The sequence below is a fragment of the Candidatus Peregrinibacteria bacterium genome (assembly GCA_016220175.1).
Lineage (GTDB): Bacteria > Patescibacteriota > Gracilibacteria > CAIRYL01 > CAIRYL01 > JACRHZ01.
In genome coordinates, this window is record JACRHZ010000006.1 from 41,887 (window position 1) to 57,977 (window position 16,091).

Annotated in this window: 14 protein-coding genes; 10 read left to right on the forward strand and 4 right to left on the reverse strand. The window is 39.2% G+C overall.

Annotation, left to right across the window (positions count from 1 at the left end; translation table 11 throughout):
• The first annotated feature begins 1 nt into the window (after position 1).
• The 3 genes from HZA38_00580 (at position 2) to HZA38_00590 (ending at position 5,588) form a co-directional block, all read left to right on the forward strand.
• Positions 2–3,742 (forward strand): hypothetical protein, encoded by a 3,741-nt coding sequence (locus HZA38_00580; protein ID MBI5413996.1) that lies wholly within the window; start codon positions 2–4, stop codon positions 3,740–3,742.
• A gap of 21 nt (positions 3,743–3,763) precedes the next feature.
• Positions 3,764–3,994 carry a hypothetical protein gene (locus tag HZA38_00585; GenBank protein ID MBI5413997.1) on the forward strand — a complete coding sequence of 77 codons (231 nt, stop codon included), beginning with the start codon at positions 3,764–3,766 and terminating at the stop codon, positions 3,992–3,994.
• A 394-nt stretch (positions 3,995–4,388) separates the two neighbouring features.
• On the forward strand, positions 4,389–5,588 hold the full coding sequence (locus HZA38_00590; GenBank protein MBI5413998.1) for an ATP-binding protein: 1,200 nt from the start codon (positions 4,389–4,391) through the stop codon (positions 5,586–5,588).
• Positions 5,589–5,647: 59 nt separating this feature from the next.
• Here the strand turns inward: HZA38_00590 and nadA are convergent, their stop codons facing one another.
• Both nadA and HZA38_00600 read right to left on the reverse strand, forming a co-directional pair.
• Positions 5,648–6,568 carry a quinolinate synthase NadA gene (gene nadA / locus HZA38_00595; GenBank protein ID MBI5413999.1) on the reverse strand — a complete coding sequence of 307 codons (921 nt, stop codon included), beginning with the start codon at positions 6,566–6,568 and terminating at the stop codon, positions 5,648–5,650.
• Positions 6,569–6,713: 145 nt separating this feature from the next.
• Positions 6,714–7,244 carry a hypothetical protein gene (locus HZA38_00600; protein MBI5414000.1) on the reverse strand — a complete coding sequence of 177 codons (531 nt, stop codon included), beginning with the start codon at positions 7,242–7,244 and terminating at the stop codon, positions 6,714–6,716.
• 264 nt (positions 7,245–7,508) lie between these two features.
• Here HZA38_00600 and HZA38_00605 point away from each other — a divergent pair, with 264 nt between their 5' ends.
• Positions 7,509–8,789 (forward strand): MgtC/SapB family protein, encoded by a 1,281-nt coding sequence (locus HZA38_00605; protein ID MBI5414001.1) that lies wholly within the window; start codon positions 7,509–7,511, stop codon positions 8,787–8,789.
• Positions 8,790–9,854: a 1-deoxy-D-xylulose-5-phosphate reductoisomerase gene (locus HZA38_00610; GenBank protein ID MBI5414002.1), complete on the forward strand. Its 1,065-nt coding sequence runs from the start codon at positions 8,790–8,792 to the stop codon at positions 9,852–9,854.
• 21 nt (positions 9,855–9,875) lie between these two features.
• Here HZA38_00610 and HZA38_00615 read toward each other — a convergent pair whose 3' ends face one another.
• Positions 9,876–10,781, reverse strand: a complete 906-nt coding sequence (locus HZA38_00615; GenBank protein MBI5414003.1) for a M23 family metallopeptidase — start codon at positions 10,779–10,781, stop codon at positions 9,876–9,878.
• 550 nt (positions 10,782–11,331) lie between these two features.
• Between HZA38_00615 and HZA38_00620 the strand changes: the two genes are divergently transcribed.
• Genes HZA38_00620 through HZA38_00640 form a run of 5 tightly spaced genes read left to right on the forward strand, consistent with a single transcriptional unit; the run spans position 11,332 to position 15,596 of the window.
• On the forward strand, positions 11,332–11,646 hold the full coding sequence (locus HZA38_00620; GenBank protein ID MBI5414004.1) for a hypothetical protein: 315 nt from the start codon (positions 11,332–11,334) through the stop codon (positions 11,644–11,646).
• Positions 11,643–11,945 carry a hypothetical protein gene (locus HZA38_00625; GenBank protein ID MBI5414005.1) on the forward strand — a complete coding sequence of 101 codons (303 nt, stop codon included), beginning with the start codon at positions 11,643–11,645 and terminating at the stop codon, positions 11,943–11,945. The genes HZA38_00620 and HZA38_00625 overlap by 4 nt, the downstream gene beginning before the upstream one ends.
• 5 nt (positions 11,946–11,950) lie before the next feature.
• Positions 11,951–13,861: a hypothetical protein gene (locus HZA38_00630; GenBank protein ID MBI5414006.1), complete on the forward strand. Its 1,911-nt coding sequence runs from the start codon at positions 11,951–11,953 to the stop codon at positions 13,859–13,861.
• Positions 13,862–13,882: 21 nt separating this feature from the next.
• Positions 13,883–14,050, forward strand: a complete 168-nt coding sequence (locus tag HZA38_00635) for a hypothetical protein (GenBank protein ID MBI5414007.1) — start codon at positions 13,883–13,885, stop codon at positions 14,048–14,050.
• Positions 14,043–15,596 carry a transglycosylase SLT domain-containing protein gene (locus HZA38_00640; protein ID MBI5414008.1) on the forward strand — a complete coding sequence of 518 codons (1,554 nt, stop codon included), beginning with the start codon at positions 14,043–14,045 and terminating at the stop codon, positions 15,594–15,596. The genes HZA38_00635 and HZA38_00640 overlap by 8 nt, the downstream gene beginning before the upstream one ends.
• Before the next feature lie 87 nt (positions 15,597–15,683).
• Here the strand turns inward: HZA38_00640 and HZA38_00645 are convergent, their stop codons facing one another.
• A complete protein-coding gene (locus HZA38_00645) occupies positions 15,684–15,953 on the reverse strand; it encodes a PIN domain-containing protein (GenBank protein MBI5414009.1) in 270 nt (89 codons plus the stop codon).
• Between the last annotated feature and the right edge of the window lie 138 nt (positions 15,954–16,091).

Below are 16,091 nucleotides of genomic sequence, written 5' to 3' on the forward strand. Positions count from 1 at the left end.
TATGGCACATCAGCAAGATTCATCAACGAAACCAGCGGCAAATACTGAAGTGCTCAAAGAGCAGTCGTCACCTGCTGTAGTAGATCAAGAAGTTCTTGAAAATACTGACAAGGTAGCGCAACAGATAGAAACTTCTGAAACACTTCCTCCTGAACAATATGCGGCGGAAGTGAGAGAACAGATAGAAAAAACGCCGGAAAAACCCAGCACATATCAACGAGTTGAAAAATTTGTAACCACACAGGTTGATACGATGATGAGTGATTTTGAAAAAGGCGATTATGCAAAGGGAAGTATTAAACTCGCAGTTATGTTCGGTGCGGGAATACTCGTTGCGAAAGGATTGAAAGCGATTTATATAGAAGCGAAGGGAGTTGTCGGATGGTTTACAGAAAGTGTTTTGGGAATTAAAGAAGGAAGTGAAGGAGGAATATTGGGGTCTATAGTAAAAGGTTTACTCGTTACCACAGGACTCGGTGCACTGGGAATAACCGGCGGAGCTCTTATCGAAGCGATGCGAGGAAAGGTGACACTCTCAGAAGTTTTAGCAGCAGCGGCAAAAGGACCGATTGCATTTTTAAAACTCATATATGACAAAGGGATAGCACTGCCGCCAGAAGTATGGAATTATGTCGCAGCAAAAGTGGCCGGTGCGGCTGGCATTGGTGAAAAAGCAGAGCAAGCAATAGAAGATCTCTTGAAAGACCCGAGTTTTACAAAAGCTCTTACCGCAGCAAAAGCTCAACTGGAAGGAATTCTCGGACCTTTTGGAATAGAATTCGATTTTCTCAAAAATATCACAGAAAAAGATATCGTTGACTCGGTTACAGAACTGGAAGGAACTCTTGGAATAGACAAACTCAAAGCGGCGCTTCAGGGGAATTCTGTGGTCATAGCGGGAAAAACAATAAGCAGTGAGATGATGAAACTTGGTGGAGCCGTTGGTGTTGGTTTCATCCTGTTCCTTATAGGACGCACTCTTTTAAGTCCAACAAAATTAGCAAAACTGGGAATAAGTGTAGCAAAACATCTTCCTCTCGCACTTGGAGTATACTTTGGACTAAAAGCTCTCGGCATAGAAATACCTATTGCTGATGATATTGTTCCGAAAGAAATTCAGGACGCTGTTAAAATTATAGATGCACCAGAAATACTGAAAGATGTTTTGGAGTTCTTAAAAAGTGGAGAAATTCAAGTCACCATAGGGAAATTCCTCCAATATCTCAAAGAACATATTGAAATGCTCAGGGAAGATGCGAAAGAAATACCTTTTTTGGGAAATTTTCTACCACTTGATGCAGAAAGTCTGAATAATTTAAACCCAATTTCCCTTATAACTCTCATGTGTAAGGGCGGATTGAAGAGTAATGAGTTTCAGGAAGCATTGGTCGGTTTTGGTGAGGGAATTCTTTCTGTAGGCACCGTAATATTTTTATTAAAGAAAATTGGACTTAGAAAAGCTGTTTGGAAAGGAATGGGAGCATTTCTTCTCTACTGTCTGTACAAAGATTATCAGAGGATACAGAAGAAAATCTCTGACCAAGATAATGCTGAATTGCAGGAGGCTTTTGGCGATGATGAAAACTATACTCTCCTCTATAAATTTGGCGTTACCATTGTGGGAAAGAGCGTGGAACAACTCCATGCATGGCAAGTCAATTTATGCGCTGATATTCTTTCAAAGCTCAAAGCAAACCCAAAAACTTCGCATTTGGTTGAGAAAATTGATGCTCTCGAGAAAGAAAAAGGATTTCAGCCGTTTTCAGTTAAGTGGATTCAGGGATTTTACGAAATTATTGCAGAAGAAAACAAAAAAGGTCTTGAGCTGAGAGTCGTTCTTTCAGAGACAGGCATGGCAATTATTGGAAATGGATTTGGAGTAATGTGCAATACTACCAGCGATGTTGTTGGCCTTTTGTACCATGTGGCCATTGCTCAGGATATAGGTGCTGAAGAGGCTGTTTGTCAATATGGTGGAATCGCCGCTCCATTTATGGTTCTTGGTGGTGTTTTTCATGGTGGTCACGCCATGGGATTTGGTGTTGCTATGGGATTTGCTGTTCCCGCATATATCACCGTCAAAGCTGGAAAATTTGCACTAAATGTCGGAAAGGGAGTTGTGCATGCAAGCGAACTTATTGCCCAGAGAGGAGAAGTTGTTGATCAAGTGGGAAAAGAGCTTCGGGATATCCCTGAAAAATTTCTTCGAAAACTTCCTCTTGGGAAAAAAATACTTGCAAATGAAGGGATTATTGATCTCATGGAGCTGTATGCAAAGCGAGCGAGTATCAAAAAATCCATTGGAATAAATACGGCAAAGCTCGATACAGTTTATGAAAAACTCGTAAATGAGGCGAAAAGAAGAGGGATTGAGGGAATGCCGTCGACCATGGGGAAAGCTATCGAAGAAATTCGAGAAGGTGAATATCCTTTTGGAGCATCGAAGATTCATTATTCAAAACCTCTTGATATTGCAGAAATATTTGAAGGAAAAAATCCTCAGCAACTTAGTGAATCACTTGAAACAGCAAGAAGAGTTGCTAGCAAGGATGTGGCAGAAAAGTTTAGTGCTATTGGGGAGGCTCGTGCAATAGAAACATTTCAAGCAGGAGGACTCACCTCAAGATTTTCTCCTATAGATTTTGAAACCATAAAAAAATTAGACCCGAAAAAAGAAACTAAGGAACTCATAGAAGGTTTTCGAAGAGCTACTGCACAAGTGGAAGGTGAATTCGCCGGAATGAATCAGATTTTTAAAAAGAATTCAGCGAGTATACAGGGTCTAGCAAATGAAGCTGAAAAAACGAAATATCTTGAGGAATTAAAACAAGATATTTCTACTTTTCTTGGAAGGAGAGAGAGACAACTTACGGAACTTGAAGCCATATGGAAAAAAATCCCAAGAGGCTTGCGGAGAGGAGGATTACGAAATCAGTACAAATTTGCCGTAGAAGGAGCTCGCGGAGGAATTGCCCTGGAGGCGAAAGAAATAGTCAGAGGAAAACTTCGTTTTTCGATAGGATTAGCTGGAGTTATGATGGCAGTAAGAGCCTTTAGTGAGTACAAAAACAACCCTGAAGAAGAATTACTAAGTATCTTTCAGCGATTGGGGCCGGAAGCATTGCAACTTGTTGTTGATGTCGCTCCGATTACAGGAACACTTTCCATGGGCTATAATGTTATTTATGGAAAAGAACGTTTCACGGGACGAGACGTAGGTCGCTTATCGAGTTTAGGATGGGGGATTGTCAATCTTTTGAGTGATGCGGGAACAATTGCTGCACTTGTTGGAAGTGCAGGCACAGCAAGTGCCGCTGTTCCACTTGAAATGGGAGGGAAGATAGCTCTTCTCGCCACGAAAGGAGGAAGGGCAGCAGAAACTGCAGCTAAAATCATGAAAGAATGGGGGCCCATAAAAAAGATCATTGAAACGAAAGGAGTAGGAAAATTTTTAGAAGAAGCGGGAAAGTTTTTGAAAGCTGGAAAAGGAACAATGGCAGAGGGACTAGAAAAGAGAGCATTTCGAACTGGACTTGCCGTCACAGCAGCTTCCATAGCGCTCCCTTACGGATATTCATATTTGTTTGACACAGATGCGCCTGTTCCAGAAGAAATCGCAAAAGAAATTCTCGAGGAGAAATCATCAGGGCAGGAGGATGTTTCTCTTGAAGCAGAAAGTTCTGAAGCATTGGTCCCTGAAACTCCGAGCTCAGCACCTTTTGGAAGAATTCTTCCCAACTAAATTTTATATTTCTCTTTTCTCATGATCACTCCTCAAGAGTTCGCCGGCTACCTTCAAAACTGCAGTCTCGATCCAAAAACAAAAGTTTTATTGCTCGATATCCTTCCAAAGCTCTCTCAAGAGCAAATCCAAGAAATAGGACGTATTTTAGAAAAAGATCAAAACCAGCTTCTGCAGTATTTAAAAGAGGCGGAGCTCAAAGCAGATGTACTTACGGAGCAAGTAACAAAGGAAATAGAGGATTCAAAATGAAAAAACTCAAAGATCAAAGTGCAAAACAATACAGCTGTTTTGAGCTTTGTGCAGAAATAGAAGCGGGATAAATCACCGTAGAGACGTAGTATGAGCCGAAGGCTCCACTTCGTGGCTACGTCTCTACAATTCCATCATCCTCTGAAGACTCCTCTTCGCCGCATCAAATATCTTCGGATCAATGATGATTTGGAGATTTTTTATTTAAGAAATACAAAATCCTGAGAATTTTTTATTTCTAAAGTAAAAATTTCAAGGATTGTATGTTTTTAATTGATTTTTTTACAGACCATTATGAAAAAATCGATGTATTCTGTATTATTTAGAATTTTTTTACTTTACAAATAAAAAAATTCAGGATATATTGATTTTGTAAGTAAATATTTCTTAAAATATGTATTTCCCTCGAGATATTGAGGTGTCCCTACGGCAAAATCTGGAAAGCAATCTTATTCTTCTCATTCTTGGAGCTCGGCAGGTGGGAAAGACGAGTGTGCTTCGAAAACTTTATGATAATGCCATCAGAGAAGAAAAAAAGTGTTTTTTCTTTAATTTGGAAGATTTTAGTATTCGGAAAAAACTCGACGAACATCCGTTTCAGATTTTCCAAATGACACAATTAAGTCCAGAAGAGAAACAAATACTCTTTTTAGATGAAATTCAGTATCTTCAAAATCCATCGAATTTCCTCAAACTTATTTTTGATACGTATAAAGACAGTGTCAAACTTATCGTCTCAGGATCGTCTTCATTTTATATTGATCAAAAATTTACTGATAGTCTTGCAGGGAGAAAACGTATTTTTTATTTATATCCCCTGAACTTTCGCGAATTTCTTGTCTTCAAGGGACAGCAAGATATTCTTTCTCATTTGGGAAACATATCTTCTCCGCTGTATGTCCACGAAGCGGAACGTCTTTTTGATGAATATTGTCTTTTCGGTGGATATCCAGAAATTGTGCTTCTCAAAGATCCCGAGGAAAAAAAATTACGATTAGCAGATTTGGGCTATGACTATGTAAAAAAAGATGTCCTCGAAGCAAATGTTGATAATCCTGAAAAATATTTCTACTTACTTAAAATTTTTGCAAATCACTCCGGAGAACTCGTAAATATCCACGAACTTTCGAATACCCTTGGGCTCTCTACAACTGCTGCTCAGAGGTATCTCTATATTATGCAGAAATCTTTTCACGTGGCTCTTATAAGACCATTTTGGAAAAATATTCGGAAAGAACTTACCAAAATGCAAAAAGTATTTTTCTATGATTTGGGTCTTCGAAATCATTTTCTCAAAAACTTTACTTCTCTTTCTGAGAGAAATGATAAAGGAAACTATCTCGAAAATATTGTTTTTCGTGAACTTCTTTTTCGAACAGCGCTGGAGGACATTCAATTTTGGCGTGATACAAAGAAGCATGAAGTAGATTTTGTTGTAGAAGGAAAAAATGCTCTGGAAGTGAAGTTTCAAGGAGCAAAAGATACTTCTTTGTCTTCTCAAGTATTTCGAAAAATATATCCAAATATTCCAATAAAATTTTTGAAGCATGAAGACGTCCTTCAATATTTTTATGGAGAAGCAGAAAGTAGCTAATAGCTAAGAACGAATAGCTAAAAGCGAAAAACTCTTCGCTCTTAGTTATTAGCTCTTAGCTACAGTTCCATCATCCTCGTCAAACTCCTCTTCGCCTTCTCAAAAATCTTCGGATCAATGGTGATGTCATATTTTTCTTGAATTAAACTCTCGCGAATATTCTCGAGCGTGATCTGTTTCATGTTAATACAGCTTCCCATGAGCGGATAAAATTCCTTTTCAGGAACTTCTTTGCGAAGCCGCCACACCATTCCTTCTTCTGTTCCTACAAGATATTCTTTCGCATCATCTTTTTTGGAGAAAGTGATCATTCCGCCAGTTCCGCAGATATGATCTGCGTATTTCAAAAATTCGCCTGGTGTTTCTGGATGCATCATAATTTTCGCGTGTGGATATTTTTCTTTCGCTCGCACGATTTTTTCATGAGAAAAATTTGTATGAACGTGACAAAATCCTGACCACGGAATGATTCGCTTTTTGGTTTTTGTGGCAACGTATTCAGCAAGATGTTTATCAGGAGCGAAAATGATTTCATCGTGCGGAAGGCGCTCCACCATTTCCACTGCGTTTGCAGATGTACAGCAAATATCGGCCTCTGCTTTGACACTTGCCGCTGAATTTACATAAAGGCAGACTCCCGCATTTGGATGTTTTTGCTTCATAATTTTGAGCCGATCAGCGGTGATCATGTCTGCCATAAAACATCCGGCTCGAAGAGATGGGAGCAATACTTTTTTCTCTGGATTCAGGAGTTTTGCCGTTTCCGCCATAAAATGTACTCCGGCAAATACAATAATTTCCGCATCTGTTTCCATCGCCTTTTTGGAAAGTTCAAAAGAATCGCCACATACATCTGCCGCTTCAAAAATTTCTGGACGCATGTAATTATGCGCGAGAAGAATCGCATTTTTTTCTTTTTTGAGTTGTGCGATTTCCTTGATAATTTTTTGCTGCTGCTGTGAAATTTGGAATTTTGACATAGTGTTTTTTCAGTTCCATTATCGCAAAAAGTATTGCGGATGACGAGAAAACAAGAGTTAATAGCTAAAAGCGAAGAGCTAAGAACGAAAAATATTGCGTTCCCGCTCTTAGCTATTCGCTATTCACTTTCAAGTTCGTAATTGACTACGCAAGCGACTCCCTTTTCATTACTTTTTCATAGAGTTTTTTTAGAAACTCGATGGCATAAGTAGCAACACTTCGAAGAATTTCTTTGAGATTTCGGAGTTTTTGCACTACATCAGCCAATCTTTGAGCTGACTTTAGAACAATTTTTTTGAGGTGCTTGATTTCTTTTTCGAGAATTTGCATTTCCTCGAGGACTGCCGTCTTCACTTTTCGGACCATCACCTTTCTCTCCGGTATTTTTATCTGTGCCTGAAGCTGTACTCGAATGGTAGCTTCATCCGAAGTTCCAGATGACTGTGATCCTTGAGTCGAACTCCCCTTTTTTTCAGACCTTCCAGAAACTGCTTCTCTGATCTCATTTCCTTCCATTCCCATCAAAATATCCTGAGCTCCAGAAGATGTTTCTACCTGCAGGGCAGCAGCTCGCACTTCTGCGGCGGAAGGAATTTCATGTGATGAAGAATTTTCTGAGAGTTTTTTCTCTACTTTCTTCACTTTTGCCTGCTCATTTTCGAAAATGGAGTTCATTTGAGAGATGTTCAAGAAAAATGAGGGAGCGTTAAGGTCTAATTGTAGGGTGTATTCTGCTTTTTGTCAAGCGATTTTCCGTATAAATCCCTTCTTTGACAACGAATTTTAAAAGTACAGATGAACACTCTATCTTTTAAAACCGCTTCAGAAAGAGAAAATCTTGAGAATCCAATATATCCCTGTTCATTTTCGCCCTATATCGACATTTTTTTCAAGAGCTTTTTTTTGTACAATGTTCATAAGTGATTTTTTAAGAGACGAATGGAAAGCCCCATATCCTTCCTATTGCAGATCATTATGGCGACGGCGCTCGCCGGACTCATAGGTCTTGAGCGAGAAATGCACATTCAGGATGCCCCCGCGGAGTTCGAACCGGCCGGTCTTCGGTCTTTTGCGATGATTGGAATTCTTGGGTTTTTGGGAATGTATCTTTTTCAAACATTTGAAAATATTTGGTTTCTCATCATTCTTTTTCTCGCAGTGTTCGGTTTTTCTCTTGTTTCTCACACATTTCAAGTTTTCCAACAAAAAGAAAACGGCATTACCTCAGAGCTTTCGAGTCTTGCAAGCTTTCTTATTGGAGTTCTTGTCGCCATGAATCAAATATTTTTTGCTATTACGGTGAGTATTTTGTTCACCAGCCTTCTCGCACTGAAAAAAATTCTTCATGGAGTGGCACGAAATATCAACCACAAAGAGCTTCTTGCGATTCTTCAATTTCTCCTCATTTCGTTTGTAACCCTTCAAGTAATGCCTTCGAGTTGGGTCGATCCCTGGGGATTTTTTGATTGGAGACCTCGGCTCGTGTGGCTTATGGTGACGTTTGTTGCCGCGATTCGATTCATAGGATATTTCCTCTCAAAAATTGTGGGAGTACAAAAACGTATTCTTCTTTCCGGAATAATTGGAGGATTTCTTTCTTCTACTGCAGTGACCACGGCTCTTTCACTCGAATCTCGGAATCAGAAGCAAGGTACTCCTTATGCTATTGCTATTCTGATTGCATCGGGAATTATGTTTTTTCGGGTAATTTTTGAGATCTCTTTTCTTTCTCCTGATCTCCTGAGTTTTCTCGTTTGGCCACTTTTTGTAATGGGAATTGTTACTCTTGCTCTTGTTGGTGGTATTGTTTTTTTTCAGAGTCGAAAGAACAATAATTTGGAGGAGCCGATTCAAGTTACTCATCCTTTCGAGCTTCGGCCAGCGCTCATTTTCGGAGCATTTTTTCTCGGAATTGTGCTTCTTTCTGAAAAAATTCAAAGTCTTGATGTCGTCGCAAACGCAGGGCTTCTCGTAACAGGAGGACTCGCGGGACTTACTGATGTTGATGCGATTACTCTTGCCATGGCAAATTTGTCAGGATCGGAAAAGATCGCATTTTTTCTTGGAGCTCAGGTCATTTTTCTTGCTGTTGTCGTGAATACGATTATGAAAATGGGAATTGTGTACTTTTTTGGATCCCGCTCTCTATTTTGGGGTGTTGTACTGGCACAATTGATAGTTTTAGGAGCCGGAGGAATAACTCTTTATTTCATTTTATAAATGAGCGGCTATCCGAAAAAGCTTCTTCTTCTCGGAGCAACCGGCTCAATTGGGACTCAAACACTTGAAGTTTTGCGGTCCCTAAAAAAATTCTTTTGCCTTGAGGGGATTTCTGTTTTTGGAAGGAAAAAGCCGAAAATTACAGAAATTCTTCAGGAATTTTCACCAAGATATCTCCATATTCATGATGCAAAAGTAGCGCAAAAATTCCAGAAAAAATTTCCGAAAACACATGTTTTCTCGGGAGACGAAGGACTTTTCGAGATGATGTCAATTTCCAAGTATGAACATTGCCTGAATGCTCTTCCGGGAAGTCGTGGACTTCTGCCAAGCATGAAGGTGGTAAAAGAGGGGAAAACTCTTTTATTGTCGAATAAAGAATCTCTCGTTATTTCTGGAAAACTCCTGGTAAAAACCGCAAAAAAAACAGGTGCTCGAATTCTTCCTGTAGATTCTGAAATCACGGCTCTGTGGTTTCTCCTCAAACATCGAAAAATATCGCATGTAGAAAAAGTGTTTCTTCCGTGTTCTGGAGGTCCATTTTTCGATGCCAAAAAATGGCCGATTTCAAAACTTCGAAATGTGACTCCAGATCAAGCGCTCCGGCATCCTCGGTGGAAAATGGGGGAAAAAATTACCATCGATTCTGCCACGCTCATGAACAAGGCATTTGAAATGATTGAAATTGTCCGACTCTTTGGAATTCCTCACGAAAAAATTGAAGTGGTAATTCATCCAGAAGCTATTCTTCATGCTGCAGTACAATTTTCAGATGGACAAATTGTGGCGCATTTAGGAAATCCAGATATGAAGGAAACCATAGCGATGATACTTTCCGAAGCGCTTGGTGTTCACAAAGATTCTCCAGAAAAACTCTATTTAAACGGCATGAAACTCACATTCTTCCCACCTGATGAGAAGAGATTCCCCTCTCTAGAGCTCGCGCGAAATGCGCTAAAAAAAGGAGAGAAAGCATGTGCGGAACTGTGCAAAAGAAATGATGAAGCCGTAGAAAAGTTTCTTTCAAAGGAAATAGGCTTCCTCGAGATATTCGAGAGGCTCTGAGGTGCAAAAAATTTTCCTTACTTAATTTAGATAAATCCCGGGATCTCTCTTAACTCCATTTATGATCACCTCAAAATGGCAATGCGTTCCTGTGACGCCATATACTCGTCCTGTATTCCCCATAGCAGAAATTACCTGCCCTTGAGACACGGTCTGTCCTACAGAAACATAGAGTTCTCGATTATGACCATAAAGAGTCTTCATCCCGTTCCCATGATCAATAATTACCTCGTTTCCATATCCACCATTCCATCCATACGCAGCTTTTTCTACAACACCATCAGCCGCGGCATAAATATTTCCTCCCGATCTATTCGCAATATCATAGCCATAGTGACCACTATGAAACTTTTGAGTGATCGTTCCTGCTGTAGGCCAGATGAGTTTTCCATTAGCAGCAACTTCTGAACTCGGATCTCCAGGAATACCAGTTGGATATTTTGGCTGCGTCACGACAATACGTGGAGGAGGTTCTGGCATTTTTGCGCCGGGAACAATAAGATCCGCTCCCTCCGAAAGCTCTTCTGAGGCTTCGAGTTTATTTTGAGCAATTATATCCTCTTCTTTTACACTATATTTTGCTGCAATTTTTTTCACCGATTCGCCTTTTTTTACCGTGTGTACGAGCCCGTTTACTGCAATAACTTTGAGGATTTGCCCTGTTTTGAGATAATTTGAATTCCCCATTTCATTGCTCTCGGAAATGGTTCTTCTCGTGACACCAAATTTTTGAGCAATGCTAGAAATAGTATCTCCTTTTTCAACCTCGTAATAGACAATATCCGTTAAACCTGTTCTATTCCCTTCAGCATTGACAATCTCTGGTTTCATAATAAATCCATCATTTCCAAGGCTCGCTACTTTCTCAAGTGTCGACGATACTTCGGGAGCATCGGGCACGAGCCAAAACTCCTCTTCTGTACTCACCACCTGGGGGAGAATTGCAAGGGAGAAAAATCCAACTGTGCTAAAGGAAATTACTCTCCAGAAAAAGCTCCTCTCAATCTTCTTTTCTCGAAGAGGTAATGCACCCTCAATACGATTCCACGTCGAAAAAAATGGGGAAAAGACTTTAATGCGTGCATGTCTTTTCCTTTGAGCGGCTCTATTCACGCTAGAGATATCTGAGTTTAAAAAACTCATTGAGTTGGGTTAGACGCCCTCTCCCTTCCCTTTCCCATACCCTTTTTAACTTCTCGACGGGAGATTTTATCCACTTTTTACAAGAAAGGCAAGAGAATATTCTCATTAAGATATCTTCTGTGAATTTGTCAACCCCTCAGAATTCTCAGAAAAAATTCTCAAAACTCAGAATTCATCATTTCAGAATTCTGGAAAACTCGGCTTTAAAAGCTACGATTTCCTCTTTCTTATTTTTATAAGTTCTGAAAAGTTTTTGAAAAATATCGGCTTCAAAATGTCAAATTGCTCCTCTTTCTTTTCCTTTGAAAAAATCTCATTTTTGTGCTAGAATACTATGAATACTTCACTGAAATTTATGGAATCAGAGCCAATGTGGAGGGGAAATATACGGATGACAGCGCAGCAAAGGCGAAATATGCGGGCAAAAATAATACGGGGCGGGAAAATAGCAGATGAAATCCGAGAGATATCTAAAAAACATCATAGTGAGCTTGAAGTCCCGATGGCCGAAACAAAAATGGATACCATTTTCCAAAAAGAATCCGCTTTAATAGGAACAAAAACAGCTCCCTTTAAAAATCCACCAAAACAACAACTGACATTTCTGCAAAAAATTCTCAACTTTTTAAAACATATTTTTCTTCCATGACTACAGACGAACTCGTCGCGCTCATCGAAAACGCTCCTTTCCCTCAGGCAGAAAAGGACAGGCTGATAACGCTTGCATGCGTGGCAGACGAAGAACACAAAGGTCATATTTCTACTCTCGTGATCACGTTTACGAAGCGCATTAATGACGAAAGATCAGCAATGATTCCCAAAGAAGAGGCGGACAAAATACGCGCAAAGGGAAGAGAAATGCAGAAACTGATTCGGAAGAAGGGTGAGGAGATTTATCGGCAGGCGGAAACAGGACAATTAAGCAATTTTGAAGCACAACTTTCTTAAAACATATGGCACAAGAAGAGCAAAAACCAAAGGCAGAGGAAGAAAAAAATAAAGTGAATGCCAATCTAGATCTGACAGAAGCTGCCGTTGCAGCATTGGAAAAAACCAAAAAAACAGAAGTGTCTGAAGACGCACTCATAAGTGTTTCTGGAGTTTTACAAAATGATATAAATCAAATTAACGATTTGATTTCCACGCTTAAAGATAGTCCTGAAAAAATCGAAGCACAGCAACAGTGGCAGAGTTTTTTGGAAAAGAAAGGATTAATTTCGGATAACGACAGCAGTGATGTACTTCAGTGTTTACAGAAGGAAGGAAATATTACAAATATTGGTCAACTCCGAATCGCGATCCAAACGCTCGAGACAGAGATGAATGAGAGTATTGACGCCGCGAAAAAAAATGAAAAGGCGAAACTTTCGACACAAGAGAAAGGAATAAGAGCAATAGAAGGTTTTGTGACGAAGTTTACAGATAAACTCCCTTTTGGAGAATCGATCGCGAGCGGAATTTTTTTGAAGCTTATCGAGTGGATAAAGGAAGGTTTTGGATGGGCAATTGGGACAGAGCTCGACAGTTTTTATAATAAATTGTGGATAAAAGCCAATCTCAACGCAACCATAAAACTTATGGAAAGCAAAAAATATGTTGTGCAGGCACAAGACTGGCAAAAAGGTATCATCGCTTTGAGGGATAATGTTCTTGGCGTACCTGCAAATAAAGATAAAGATTTCATGAAGGAAATGAATGCCCGCTTAGATGATGCGAATTTTAAAAAGTTTGCTGAATTAATGAGAACGAAAGGATATTCGATTAAGCCTGATGATTTAACATTGAGTTCAATCGAAACATTTGGAACAGGAGATTTTATTAAAACTTTAGATGGGAAGATAAAAGGGGGAGCAACGGAAGAAGCTGTACGAAAATTTATTGATGAGGAAAAGGGGAAAATTAAAATTGTAAATGAGGAGAATAAAAAAGTTTTTGCAGAAAAGATAAAAGACGAAAAGTCGGTAGGAAAATTATTAGTAATTTATCAATTTGCACAAAAAGGAATTAAGGGAACAGAAGAAGAATTCGATCTGGAGATCAAATCTGGAACACCTGAAAAGGTAAAAAAAATAGCCGCAAGCGAGAGTCTCATTCCAGTGCTTACTGAAAAAATTGCAGAGGAACTGCATGTGGGAAAGGTAGCAGTTGATGATGATGGCGCCACAATAAAAAATTTGCAGATGGTGGGAAATAAACAACTGCCAATAGATAAAATTGCTCTGCTAGAAGGAGATAAATTTAAAATTACACTTTCGGCACCATTAGAAAATGGTGGTAATACTCTAGATTTGGATCCCATACAAGAAACTTCACTCGTTCCTGTGGTCGATGGCATTAAAAAACTTTGGCAGGGCGATGTTACTCACGGAATAACAGAAGCAGGTAAAGCGAAAACCGAGCTTGATAAAGCAAAAGGACAAATCGATAAAATGTATAATTCCTTAAAGGGAAAATCCTTAGAAGATGTTATTGCTGCTATTACTGGTGCTGAGTATGCCAAGGAACAAATTATTAATATTGCTCAAGAAAAATATGCGGCGACATTTGGAGTTCCAGAAGCGAATATAAAAGTAGAAATCGACGATAAAAATGAAGTCACAATAAAATTAAATCAAATTGGAACAACTCCTCCTCTGAAAGATGTCGTCATCACAACCAAAGATGCAAAAACGTCGTGGACCGTAAAAGTGGGAGTTGAAAGTTTCGAGATAACAACCGAATCAGATCTTCTCGCTAAAATTACTGAATTAAAAGGCGGAGTGGCAACAACAACTCCAGCTCAATCTCCAGTAAGACCCGCAGTTCAACCTGCACCAGCACCAGCTCCAGCAGCTGCTCCTGGCGCTCCAGCACAAGCACAGTAATCTCCTCCTCAATAATTCCCTATGCCCGCAAAAACACAAACATCATCACAAATTCAAAAACTCCAAACTCTTGAGAAAGATAATGAAAAGCTGAGAATGGATATAAAACTCACGCAAATGCACATTGATCTCACTGCGAAAAACATTCAAATTTTTGAAGAATTTTTACATTCATTAAAAAATGGTTGATTCTCCTACAAATGTCGGCGAAATACAAAATCCAGAACTTGAAGGGCTGCAAAAGCAACTTGATGGACTTCAGGTCGACAAAGAACAGCTTTCAAAACTTTCGATAGAAAAGAAGAATGAACTGCATGAAAAGAGCAGGGAAATGTTCGGAGTTGTGGGGAGAAATATGGAAGAAATCATGAAGCAAGCGAAAAATGCTCCTGAAGGAAAATTTAAGCCACTTAAAGATTTTTTGGATCTCAGAGAGAAATATAAACTTTCAGAAGACAGTAAATATTTGTTTCAAACAAAAGGATTTTCAGAAATAGTGAGAAAAAGCGATCCAGAGAGTCTTTTGGCAAGCGTTGCTACACTTACAACGCAGACGGTCGAAGGAAAGGGAATTCTTGTCTACGAAGCGGAATTTCCAGCAGGTACTGATGCTCTTCAGAATGTCGGTCTTGGCGATATTTTGCCGATAAAATATAAATTTGTACGCGTTTGGAAAGAGGGCTCAGATGTTCCGATTTGGGGAAGGCGAGGAAGCGGAGAATTTCGCGGTCAAAATAGAAACGGATATGTTGATGAAAGTGGGAAATATATTCCTATCGTAAATGGAGATAGATTTGAGCCGTTTGAACGCCTTCCATCGTCACCAAGCGTTGCAAAAGTCGGTGAAACTCCACAAAATTCTTTAGGAATTCCTGCACCATTCGCCACTCTCAAGGAGACAGATTTCCCTGATGCAGCAAAAGAGCAGGAGCTTCGAGAAAAATATGCAAACAGTCTTGAGGAAGATGAGCTCCTGCAGGATTATTTTTCTGAGGACAATAGAAATATAGATGTCTTTACTACGCAATATACAAAAGATCATCCTGGATATGAATTCCCAAAAAATGTGATGACGAGAATTAGACTCGTTGAAGATTTTGTAAAACCTGGAGAAAGGCTTGAAGATAAAATACCGACATTGAGCTCTGTGGATATTTTACAAATGAGAAAGGATTGGGGCGGATGGGAAGTGATGGAATCGGTTTTTAAATCGACGAAAATTTTACATATAGAAAAATCAGCGGAAGTGAAAAGTAAAATTGCAACCGCAGTAGATTCTCTCCCAAATGAGAACAATCTTGTCCATCTTTTTGGAAAAGAAGACCTAAAAGCGGTGATGATCGCAATAGCAAATAATGAATCTGGATTCCAGCCATTTGAAATATCTACTACTGGATGTATGGGAATTTTCCAGTTTAATAGAGGAAATACTGAAGATTTGCATCTCAATCCATTTAATATCGATTCCTCAATTGAAGGATTTTTAAAACTGTGGGAGGCAAATTACAATTATCATGAGAACGAACTCTCCAAGACATTTACACTCACCGAAAACCTTCAAGATGCCCTTATTGTGTCGCATTATGCTGGCGTTGGAAGAACTCTCAAAAGTCAGTGGCATGAGGGACCATCTTTAGGAAAAATTGATCCTAACAATCCACAATCATTGAATGATTATCGTGATAAAATCCGCGGAATTATGACTAATACCGCGAGAGAAAAGACAAAAAACTAAAAGAACCTCACCGTAGAATCATCGCATCGCGATTCATTCCCAATTTCTTCGTGCAAATGATATAATTCCTGCGAAATTGTTTTGTTTCTATTTGTATTTCAAATATAATTTTTCCTGCTCCTTATCAAAAGTAACAAGGGAAGCATTGTATTTGTACGCAAGAAATACAAGAGTAATGTCTGCAAAAGAAATTTTTGTACTTATGTCTCTCCAAAAAGAGAGCTCTTCAAGAGTAATGCTCTCAATAAGGATAAATCTGATATCAGTTAAAATATAATCCAAAACAAAATTCGCAAGTTTTTTGGAATGCTTGTAAGAAAGTACGGTCAAGATTTCAGAAAGAAGAACATACGGCACTAGTATAATTTCCAATAAATAATTTCATGTATAGTGTCTCTGTAGTTTTTGGTCAGCATCTTGCTTTGTGAATTTCCATTGAATTGTTGATAGACTTTGATTGCGTTGTTTTTGCCAGGCAGATAACTCCTTTTTGAG

What these genes read in the sequence shown, in the direction of transcription:
- HZA38_00610 (MBI5414002.1), top strand. Translation starts at nt 8,790, where the DNA reads ATGAGCGGCTATCCGAAAAAGCTTCTTCTTCTCGGAGCAACCGGCTCA.
- HZA38_00640 (MBI5414008.1), top strand. Translation starts at nt 14,043, where the DNA reads ATGGTTGATTCTCCTACAAATGTCGGCGAAATACAAAATCCAGAACTT.
- HZA38_00630 (MBI5414006.1), top strand. Translation starts at nt 11,951, where the DNA reads ATGGCACAAGAAGAGCAAAAACCAAAGGCAGAGGAAGAAAAAAATAAA.
- HZA38_00605 (MBI5414001.1), top strand. Translation starts at nt 7,509, where the DNA reads ATGGAAAGCCCCATATCCTTCCTATTGCAGATCATTATGGCGACGGCG.
- nadA (MBI5413999.1), bottom strand. Translation starts at nt 6,568, where the DNA reads ATGTCAAAATTCCAAATTTCACAGCAGCAGCAAAAAATTATCAAGGAA.
- HZA38_00580 (MBI5413996.1), top strand. Translation starts at nt 2, where the DNA reads ATGGCACATCAGCAAGATTCATCAACGAAACCAGCGGCAAATACTGAA.
- HZA38_00620 (MBI5414004.1), top strand. Translation starts at nt 11,332, where the DNA reads ATGAATACTTCACTGAAATTTATGGAATCAGAGCCAATGTGGAGGGGA.
- HZA38_00600 (MBI5414000.1), bottom strand. Translation starts at nt 7,244, where the DNA reads ATGAACTCCATTTTCGAAAATGAGCAGGCAAAAGTGAAGAAAGTAGAG.
- HZA38_00625 (MBI5414005.1), top strand. Translation starts at nt 11,643, where the DNA reads ATGACTACAGACGAACTCGTCGCGCTCATCGAAAACGCTCCTTTCCCT.
- HZA38_00635 (MBI5414007.1), top strand. Translation starts at nt 13,883, where the DNA reads ATGCCCGCAAAAACACAAACATCATCACAAATTCAAAAACTCCAAACT.
- HZA38_00585 (MBI5413997.1), top strand. Translation starts at nt 3,764, where the DNA reads ATGATCACTCCTCAAGAGTTCGCCGGCTACCTTCAAAACTGCAGTCTC.
- HZA38_00590 (MBI5413998.1), top strand. Translation starts at nt 4,389, where the DNA reads ATGTATTTCCCTCGAGATATTGAGGTGTCCCTACGGCAAAATCTGGAA.